The organism is Sphingopyxis sp. BSNA05 (assembly GCF_013265645.1).
Classification (GTDB): Bacteria; Pseudomonadota; Alphaproteobacteria; order Sphingomonadales; family Sphingomonadaceae; genus Parasphingorhabdus.
On sequence record NZ_PYIA01000113.1, the window covers coordinates 1 to 8,828 of the forward strand.

11 protein-coding genes and 1 pseudogene are annotated in these 8,828 nt (G+C 52.7%); 7 read left to right on the forward strand and 5 right to left on the reverse strand.

The genetic code is table 11. The features are described 5' to 3' along the window. Positions 1-189: 189 nt before the first annotated feature. Complete coding sequence (locus C8024_RS13845) at positions 190-867, reverse strand: toprim domain-containing protein (RefSeq protein ID WP_367947347.1); 678 nt, start codon at positions 865-867, stop codon at positions 190-192. Positions 868-1,573: 706 nt separating this feature from the next. On the opposite strand from C8024_RS13845, the gene C8024_RS13850 reads away from it, so the two are divergent. Further along, positions 1,574-1,897 (forward strand): lytic transglycosylase domain-containing protein, encoded by a 324-nt coding sequence (locus C8024_RS13850; protein ID WP_217272206.1) that lies wholly within the window; start codon positions 1,574-1,576, stop codon positions 1,895-1,897. Positions 1,898-1,915: 18 nt separating this feature from the next. After that, on the forward strand, positions 1,916-2,125 hold the full coding sequence (locus C8024_RS13855; protein ID WP_123906201.1) for a DUF5818 domain-containing protein: 210 nt from the start codon (positions 1,916-1,918) through the stop codon (positions 2,123-2,125). A gap of 13 nt (positions 2,126-2,138) precedes the next feature. Here the strand turns inward: C8024_RS13855 and C8024_RS23550 are convergent, their stop codons facing one another. Genes C8024_RS23550 through C8024_RS13870 form a run of 3 tightly spaced genes read right to left on the reverse strand, consistent with a single transcriptional unit; the run spans position 2,139 to position 3,347 of the window. Then, entirely contained in the window at positions 2,139-2,333 is a 195-nt protein-coding gene (locus C8024_RS23550; protein WP_173206228.1) for a tyrosine-type recombinase/integrase, read from the reverse strand. Beyond that, positions 2,327-2,980 (reverse strand): site-specific integrase, encoded by a 654-nt coding sequence (locus tag C8024_RS13865; protein ID WP_173206203.1) that lies wholly within the window; start codon positions 2,978-2,980, stop codon positions 2,327-2,329. Before C8024_RS13865 ends, C8024_RS23550 begins: the two co-directional genes overlap by 7 nt. Positions 2,981-3,005: 25 nt before the next feature. Continuing rightward, positions 3,006-3,347: an Arm DNA-binding domain-containing protein gene (locus C8024_RS13870; protein WP_173206206.1), complete on the reverse strand. Its 342-nt coding sequence runs from the start codon at positions 3,345-3,347 to the stop codon at positions 3,006-3,008. A gap of 1,107 nt (positions 3,348-4,454) precedes the next feature. Here C8024_RS13870 and C8024_RS23555 point away from each other — a divergent pair. The 4 genes from C8024_RS23555 (at position 4,455) to C8024_RS23560 (ending at position 7,530) form a co-directional block, all read left to right on the forward strand. Beyond that, positions 4,455-4,991 (forward strand): MFS transporter, encoded by a 537-nt coding sequence (locus C8024_RS23555; protein WP_367947348.1) that lies wholly within the window; start codon positions 4,455-4,457, stop codon positions 4,989-4,991. Further along, a complete protein-coding gene (locus C8024_RS13880; RefSeq protein WP_367947349.1) occupies positions 4,925-5,698 on the forward strand; it encodes an MFS transporter in 774 nt (257 codons plus the stop codon). Before C8024_RS23555 ends, C8024_RS13880 begins: the two co-directional genes overlap by 67 nt. 63 nt (positions 5,699-5,761) lie before the next feature. Further along, complete coding sequence (locus C8024_RS13885) at positions 5,762-6,148, forward strand: hypothetical protein (RefSeq protein WP_173206215.1); 387 nt, start codon at positions 5,762-5,764, stop codon at positions 6,146-6,148. After that, positions 6,136-7,530 (forward strand): hybrid sensor histidine kinase/response regulator, encoded by a 1,395-nt coding sequence (locus C8024_RS23560; protein ID WP_173206218.1) that lies wholly within the window; start codon positions 6,136-6,138, stop codon positions 7,528-7,530. The genes C8024_RS13885 and C8024_RS23560 overlap by 13 nt, the downstream gene beginning before the upstream one ends. Here the strand turns inward: C8024_RS23560 and C8024_RS13895 are convergent. Next, positions 7,527-8,204 carry a response regulator transcription factor gene (locus C8024_RS13895; RefSeq protein WP_217272207.1) on the reverse strand — a complete coding sequence of 226 codons (678 nt, stop codon included), beginning with the start codon at positions 8,202-8,204 and terminating at the stop codon, positions 7,527-7,529. The genes C8024_RS23560 and C8024_RS13895 overlap by 4 nt on opposite strands. Positions 8,205-8,441: 237 nt before the next feature. On the opposite strand from C8024_RS13895, the pseudogene C8024_RS13900 reads away from it, so the two are divergent. Then, positions 8,442-8,828 (forward strand): annotated as a pseudogene (locus C8024_RS13900) (hypothetical protein); the annotation flags it as partial.

The window sequence follows — 8,828 nt, forward strand, 5'->3', positions numbered from 1 at the left end:
GACCTGCTATTTCGTGAGCGGCTTTGATTATTATTTCGCTGGCCAGATCCTGTGTATCGTCAAGTTGCAACTGTGCGTTTTGTAGAGTCATGATGGTTTTCCTCCGTTAGGCACGGACAGACCTCAGACGGCCTTCTCGTGCACAAACAGCGAAAAGCCCCCTTTCCTCTGGATCACAGGTGGACCGGGTTAGGTGGAAGCTGCGTTTGCTCGAAACAACTCATTATTCCAGTCATCGCCGCGCCGGCTAGGCCGGCGCGCTATAATGGACCGGCCGGGCATCTGAAAATGTTCACGGGCCTTGGCTTCGGCAAGGTCGCCGCCAGCGTCATGATCCACGAAGAGATAAAGCTGCTTCACGCTTTCCGGGATGGTAACGATCCCAAAGCGCTCATTGCCCAATGTTGCCCAGGTCGGGATGCCGGTCAGCTGCGTCGCGGACATGGCGCTTTCTGTGCCTTCTGCCAATCCCAGAACACCATCTTTGGGTGGAAAAAGGCGCACAGCCCCGGTCCCGAGGGATCCGAGTGCGCGTTTGGGTTTTATGAAATCAGACTGGCCTGAACCATCGGGAAGCAGGAATGTACGGTGAATGGCCATAATATGCGCATCGGTGCGCACCGATGCCAGCATCGCTGGTAGAAAGCGGACATGGCTCTTGGGACCAAGCGGCGTGCGTTCGAGGAAGCGCAATTCTGGAGAAGTAATACTAATCAGGCGCTTTTTGAGATAAGTCCGGGCAATAGTTCCTTGCAGGCGCTGAGCCTGCCGCCAGAGTCGCTGTGCATTGGCGCTCGGCTTTATCTCTTTGGGACTTGTTGCGGGAATTGGAATGGAGCTTCCGCTGAACAGACTGCGCGCGGGCACACCTTGGCGCTCAAACCCGCAAGCACCTCTTTCTGCGGACACCCCGCAAAACAGTGAAAGAGAATCGCGTTTCGGCCGATACTGACACCAAGCGACGGCGTATTATCATCATGTGCCGGGCAGCAGCACATTCCTTTGTCATTTTTCCAATAGCCTGAAAATTTTTCACAAATCTGTCTGGCAGTATTCTCGAGGGATGATGTGGGATTAGTCAGGACGTTACGGGACATCGAGGAGTTCCTTGCATCTGCGCCAGTTCTCCCCTTCCCGGCAGCCTCCCCTCTTCAACACGTAAGAAAACACTTTCCTACAGCTATATGTTCTATTTATGTTCTCATCCGATTCGATACAAGATGGAGATGAATTTTGGCAAAGAAGCTATCAATGGGACTGCTTACAATAGCGATGTGTTCAAGCGTGACATGGGCGCAGGATGTGAGTTTACAAGAAAGCAATGCCCCCACTGAACGGGAAGCTCTGGATCAACACGCAAGTGAAAACCCACGTTTCGGTTGTTCCAGCATGGAATTTGGCAACCGGAAAATCAGCTAAAGCCCGTGACTGGAGCACCGACAAATCATGAAGGTACTAAAACCAATCTACAACCAAGAAAGCTTACAGGACTAAGCCGATCAGCCTCGTCAAGGCGGTTTATTTACCTAACCTCCATCCGGGCAGCCGAAAAAAACACGCCCTACCCTTTGGGTTGCTCGACGCTCTAATTTGGCAGGAATCGCGGTACAATCCTATGGCTGTTAGTTCTGCTGGTGCTGGCGGTCTTACGCAGTTGATGCCTGGAACCGCATTAGACCTTGGGGTTGAGAACCGGTTCGATCCTTCCGCCAATATTGACGGGGGAGCACGGTATCTCAAGCAAATGCTGGATAAGTTTGGGGGGATTCACCTAGCGCTGGCGGCATATAATGCCGGACCTAACGCCGTGCTGAAAGCCAATGGCATTCCCCGATACCAGGAAACACGGAATTACGTAAAGAAGGTCCTTGCGCGCTGGACAGAATCGGGGCTGTAGGACAGAGAACACTTGATCATGAACCATTCAAACTCAAACCGCCTTCGGCTAACCGGTAAACTCATCAAAGGCGAACGCCACTATTTGCTTCAATGCGCAGATGAAAATGTTTGGCGGTTAAACTTTTTGGACGTGAAAACCCCAAAGGACGGCACCCAAGTGATCATTGAAGGCGTTCAATCCGGTGTTGACGGGATTGAAGTGGACTGGATTGGTGTCAAAAATTGAATAATTGAATTTGCTAATCAAGCAGTTCAACAGCTTTTCTCTTATGCTCGGGAGCAAGATGCGCATAGCGCAAAGTCATTTCGTAATCGCTATGACCCAACAGCTCTCTGATAGCGTTCAAATCCACTCCCGCCATAGCCAAGCGGGACGCAAAATGATGCCGCATGTCATGCCAACGAAAATTGACAATTCCCGCTTGTTCTAAGATTGCTGTCCACGATTTTTCACATTGTTAAAACGCATTCCATCAGCATTTTGAAATACCCTGCCCGATGATTTTGCGCATTGTTTCTGCCAACGGCCAAGAACTTCCAAGCAAGTGCGGTTCATGGGAATATGTCTCGTTTTTCCTGACTTCGCCGTTTCACCAACAACAGCAATTGATCTCACGGTAAAATCGACATGCTGCCACTTAAGATCGAATACCTCCCCTCGCCGCATACCGGTGTGCAGCGAAAGTATGATCATTGGCTTGAGGTGATCTGTGAACGCGCACTTCTTAAAGTCAGGAAGTCGGCGATAGCCGCGTTCACTTCGCCACCGGTTTGCACTGTCCCGTTCACCGCACCTGCGTTCCTCGCGGCGATCTAACGATTCGAGCAGCAACTTCAGTTCTTCATCATTGAGATAGCGAACACGCGGCCTGGTATCCTCTCTTGCCTTCTTCACTTTGGCGATTGGATTTTGTTCAATGATCTCAAAATCGACAGCTCGGTTAAAGACTGCTTTTATGGATGCGATGTCGCGATTGGTGGTTGTTGTTTTGTTTCCCACAGCAATTCGGCTAGCTCTCCACCGCTCCAGATCAATAACATTGATATCATCCATTTTACTTTTCAGAAAATCTTTGAACACGGTTCGGATCCGCTTGATATTTTGCTCATGTGCCTTTTGATGAGATTGAGCCCAAGGTTGGAAAATAGATCGATAAACTCACCGAGCGTGATTGCTCTGGCGTTTGATTTTTCTCATCCATCGGATCAATACCGGAATGATACTGAGAAATGATTCGTTTAGCCTGATTTCTTGCTTGTCCAACGGCCATGGAGTCTGCGCGTCCTAGCCGCCAGCGCTTGCCGCGATCATATTCGCAGTAGAATGATTTTACGCCCGAAGGTTGCACCCGAACCAGAAAACCATTCAAACGGCTATCTCTAATTTCATAAGGTCTTTTAGCCAATTTGGCACGGTCTATGACAGCCTGTGTAAGTGCAGTTTGCACGGCCATTTCCTTTCTATCTCAACACACGCACTTTTTCTGTAAGTGCAATGTAAGTGCAAAATGATGAAATCTACCGGGATCAATGAGTACAAAACGGGAACGTCAAAATCAAGCTATCTTTTTGATTTTATTGCAATTATAGTCCCAAATCATACCAAACCGTCCCAGTAAATATCACGCATTTATCAACTGGGGGTGTGGGGGTCGGAGGTTCGAATCCTCTCGTCCCGACCAATTGATTATCTTTCCCAAGCAGAAACCGCAATTTTCCTCGACTTTGAGGACGTCCCAACATGCGGTTGAGAAACCACAATCCCAGATTGTGCACCTGCCTGTGCACCTTCATGTGCACATTTTCCAGTCAAGCGCCCAGCTTCCCCGCATCGGCCAGTCGGACATGAGTGTCTATCGGCGGGGCCAAACCTGCTGGTGGCGCCGACGCGTCAGTTTGGGAAATCCAGCAAAATTATCTATAAAGCTCCGTATAACGCTAAAAAATCCGGATAAATCCGTAGCAGGGCGCATGGCACCTGGCCTAGATATGGAGCTTGAAATGGTCGCAGTGAAATACGCAACTCAAGCGACAAGCTCTGATCCGAAAAAGATCGCGGCTGTTTACAAAGAAGCTCCTGAATATACCGCCGCTTGTGGGGCAAATCGAGTTTCGGTCCAATCATTGGAACTGAACGTGGGGGAACGCTTAGCGACACTAAGCATAGTCGACCGATCCCATAGGATATGCTGATCTAAATTTATCCGGCTGCTCTTCGCACTCAAAATGCCGGCCGTTTATTACGCGCTCGGCGCGGATTGTGAGCAAGACGGGCGGATCGTTACGAGATGCCCAAGAATTGGCATGACACGGGGCTCCAAAGGCAAACGAGCGTTACATACAAGGCGATAGAGACGCTCAACCTATGCAAAGTGTGATGATCAGTTTGATCTGAAATAGCAGTGTTGGAACAGCTCGACAAACTATCAGCTAATATCTTCATCCTGAACCATCACCCAAAAGGGCGGTTGCGCCACTCCTTTAAATGACCGAGATGGTTCCAGATATCCGGGCGGGCGTGGCTCCGTCGTAAAAGGGGTAAATATATCCAGCCAATGCATACAAGCGATGACAATATCCGCAGGTTCAATGTATGGCAGCTCACCTGCTTCGGTGTTTTGACCGCGCCGTTGGCGATGGGCGGTCTGGCAATGGCCATGTATTTGCCAACTTATTATGCCGTCGATATGGGCCTTGGGTTGGGTCTCGTCGGCGCAATATTCGTCTTGGGCCGGCTTCTGGATATCTTCACTGATCCGCTGATCGGCCACTGGAGCGACGAGACGCACTCCCGGTACGGGCCACGCAAACCCTGGATGGTCGCCGGAGTATTGGGCTTCAGCATCGCTGTTTATCTGTTCCTCGCGCCGCCGGACGCCGTCGGTCCCGCTTATCTGTTGCTGGCAAGCGGGCTTTATTTTTATTCTATACGATATTGGACGTTCCTTATTCATCGATCGGACTGGAAGTGTCACCTCATGTCGATGAACGCTCCCTGCTGGCGGGGTCGAAAGCGATATTCCAGGTGGTCGGGGCCGTATTCGCTGCAGCGCTGCCTTTCATTCTTGGATATTCCGTCGGCGAAGCACTGAACGCGATTGCATGGTCGATAATCGCGCTCTGCTTCATCGGCCTGATATTGTTTCTGTCGTTCGTACCGACCCCGGTCAGGGCCATCGAAAGCCCCCGACTAACCGCCATCGCGGCTTTGAAATCGGTACTGTCCGACCGGCGCTACCGCTATCTGCTCGGCAGCTTTCTCATCGTGCAGACCGCCAATTCTCTGGTCGCCGGCCTGATGGTCCTCTACGTTATCCATATCGTCGGCGCGACCGAACTGGTCGGGCTGTTCCTTGGCATATTGTTATTTTCATCGGCAGCTTTCCTGCCGCTCTGGATATATTTATCGAAGCGTTACAGCAAAAGAACATCCTGGATGACCGCCATTCTGCTGTGCGCGACAGCACTTGCCCTGGTGCCGTTTGTCGGTCGCGGCGATGTGACGGCCGCGATCATCGTCAGCCTGATCATAGGCAGCACTTTCGGCGCTGATGCGATCATGCCGACATCTATGCTGGCCGATATTGTTTACGAAAAAGAGCGCGACGGGAACAATCGCCTTGGCGGCCTCTATCTTGCGGTCAAAAACTCGGTATCCAAACTGTCCTTCATCGTGCCGATGGGGCTGGCCTTTCCAGTGTTGGGCTATATCGGCTTCGAAAAACCGGGGCCGACGGTCCCAACGCGATGCTCACCTTCCTGTTCTTCTATTCGGCCTTGCCGATCTTGTTGCGGCTGACTGCATTATATGTGCTAAGAATCGGACCGGATTTTATAGTGGAGCAAAATCGGGACAGTGCCATTGCCTGAACTGATCGAAAAATCGGCGGCCGATCTCGTCGAGCTCAGGATCGAACAGGCAACGATGCTGAAAAAGCGGGTCGGCGGTTCCTGCCTGATCGTCCAGTTCCTGATTACCTATACCGCCGCGATCATGTATTTTGTCAGCGGGCCCGACACCGCTACGCTCTGGCTCGCCAGCGGCACCACCATGGTGGTGGTTACCTTTCTCTATGCCAAGCTGAAGGCGCCCGGTGGCATAACCCGGGAAAACCACCACGCTTATCTGGTCGGGCATACGATTGTGTCCGCTCTGACGGGTATAGTCTGGGGGGCGTGGCGATTTACCAGACTGATTTCCAGCTGGAATATACCGTCTTCACCGGCTGTTTGTTGGTGTCGAGCATAACGCTGGGCGGCATATTGCCGAGTTCGGCCTATCGACCCGGATATATCGCGTTGGCCTTGTTCGCGGTTCCGCCGTTCAGCGCCTACCTGATGATCAACGCGCCCGCACCATTCGGTCTGGTCGGCTTCGCGATGATGATCTATTTTGCTTTCGCCATGTTTTTGAGCGCACGGGTCGAAATCGAAACCAGGGACACGATTTCAGCACGACAGAAAGAGGAACTGACCGAGAGAGTCATCCAGCAAAACAGAACCATTCAGAGAGCGACCGAAGAGAAGACGCGCTTTTTGGCAGCAACCGGTCATGACCTTTCGCAGCCCTTGCAGTCGCAAGGATTTTTCATGCAGGCGCTGCGGGATAAACTGGATCGTCCGGACCAGATCGCGTTGCTCGACCAGGTACAGGACAGCTGGCGAGCGCAGAAGGAATTGTTGCAGGGCATTGTCGATGTTTCCCGCATCGACAGCGGTGCGATCATAGCCAAGCCGACAATGGTGAATATTGCGGATCTTTGCGAAAAGCTGGCGAGAGAATTCCTCTCAGACAATAATGCCAAAATCGAGCTGGTTACGGATTTTGCAAATATTGAATCGGTAACCGACCCGGTCCTGTTCTCCCGCATCATTCGGAACATATTATCCAATGCCCAGAAATTTGTGCCAGCTGGCGGAAAAGTCGAATTTTCGCTGCGTCATGCCGGAGATCACGCGATCATAGAGATTTCTGACAACGGTCCGGGTATCCACGAGAAGAATCTCGAGCGGATATTCGATGAATATGTGCAGCTGGAAGCCAACGGTAGCAACACCCCCAAAGGGCTGGGCCTGGGCCTGGCGATCGTCAAACGCCTCTGCAGTTTATTGGCCATCAGAATGACGATGGATTCCAAACTGGGGACCGGCACGCGATTCAGATTTACACTTCCGATCAGGACGAGCGACCGGGTTTCGGAACGTCCCTATCAATCCCCGATCCAGCGGTTTGAACAATCGCCGCTGGTGGTGGTTGTCGACGATGATCTGGCGGTCCTGACATCGATGACCCAGCTGCTGTCGACCTGGAACTGCCAGGTGATATCCGCAGCCACTCAAAAAGATGCGGTGCAACTGGTGAGCAGAACATCGGCCATTCCGGCGTTGCTGATTATCGACAAGCAACTGGACTATGACCAGCATGGCCTGGACCTTATCGAAATGCTCCGGGAAGAAATAAACGAGATCGTGCCGGCAATATTGATGAGCGGACAGATGGGCAAGATCGACATCGAGCGAGCCGGAACCGATATCGAGTTTCTTCACAAGCCGGTGGAGCCGGACGAGATATGGGCCATACTCGACCGGGTCATTTCTCGACCGCCGGAGCGCGATATACCGGTAAGCTAGATCAGCCCGAATGCCTGGGCGGCACGGACGCAGGCGGTGCGTTTGTTGACCTGCAGCAAATCGAAAATCTGGCGCAAATGGCTTTTCACTGTGTTGGCGCTGATCCCCAGGCTGGTTGCGATTTCGGCATTTGAGGCGCCGTTGGAAATCAAGTGCAGGACTTCCACCTGACGTTGGGTCAGAACCGGGACGCTTTCTACGTCATAAGGTTCGGTGACATCACCAAATTGCGAAACCTGTGCTTCTGCTGTGGAGTCTGCTGTGTCGGGAAAGCTGGTTTTCCCCGCCAATACCGTCTGTATGGCCGCCAGCAGAACCGCATCCTCTGCCGATTTGTGCACGAACCCGCTGACCCCTAGCTGCTTCATTTCCGAAATTGGCGGATAAGTGTTGATGCCGGACAATATCATAAGCGGAACAGAACATTGGTCGCGCAAGGCCTGTGCAAAAGCGAGGCCGTTCATGCTCGGCATGACCAGATCGCAAATGATCAGATTGAATTTTGCGCCATCATCCAGGGCCTTGAGCAGCGACACGGGCTCTTCAAAAGGGGTTACGACGAAGGGTTTGTCAAACTGCTCCAGCAACAATGTGAAGCCGGCCAGAAACAGACGGTGATCGTCGACTACCGCGATCTTCAGCAGGTCCTTCGTCTCTGGATTCAACTCGCGCAACCCCGTTGGTTTTCTACCAATATAATATTTTACCTCCGTTTGCAGTGAGGTTGACCTAGCGATAGTCACCATCACTCGAGAGGTCCAGCCTGCTATTGAACCGCAGTCAGAGTTGCCGGCTTTCCCGCACAGATGACCCGGGTTTTTCCAGCCACCCTTTCGGGCGATACCGACGACCTTTTCTCCACGCTAGTTTCCAATCCGAATCGAACACCAATTCAGCGGGGGGAAATTAAAATGAAGATCAACAATCACGCAACGATAGCCAGCAAGGGGCGCAAGCAATTGCTCGCAATCCTGCTCCACAGTTCTTCCATTGCACTCGTCGCACTGGCCAGCTCTGCCGTCAGTCAGGAAGCCATGGCTCAGGTCGGTGAACCGGGACCCCCGGGGCCTCCGGGTCCGGAAGGTCCTGTTGGTCCACAGGGCCCACAGGGTCCGGAAGGTGACGCCGGCGCTGACGGTGCGGACGGTCGCCCCGGACCGATTGGACCACAGGGTCCGGAAGGTGACGCCGGCGCTGACGGCGCTGACGGTCGCCCCGGACCGATTGGACCACAAGGTCCAACAGGTGACGCCGGCGCTGACGCGCGGACGGTCGCCCCGGACCGATTGGACCACAGG

Coding starts and splice junctions, on each gene's coding strand:
- C8024_RS13855 (WP_123906201.1), top strand. CDS start 1,916: ATGAACCATTCAAACTCAAACCGCCTTCGGCTAACCGGTAAACTCATC.
- C8024_RS23555 (WP_367947348.1), top strand. CDS start 4,455: ATGCATACAAGCGATGACAATATCCGCAGGTTCAATGTATGGCAGCTC.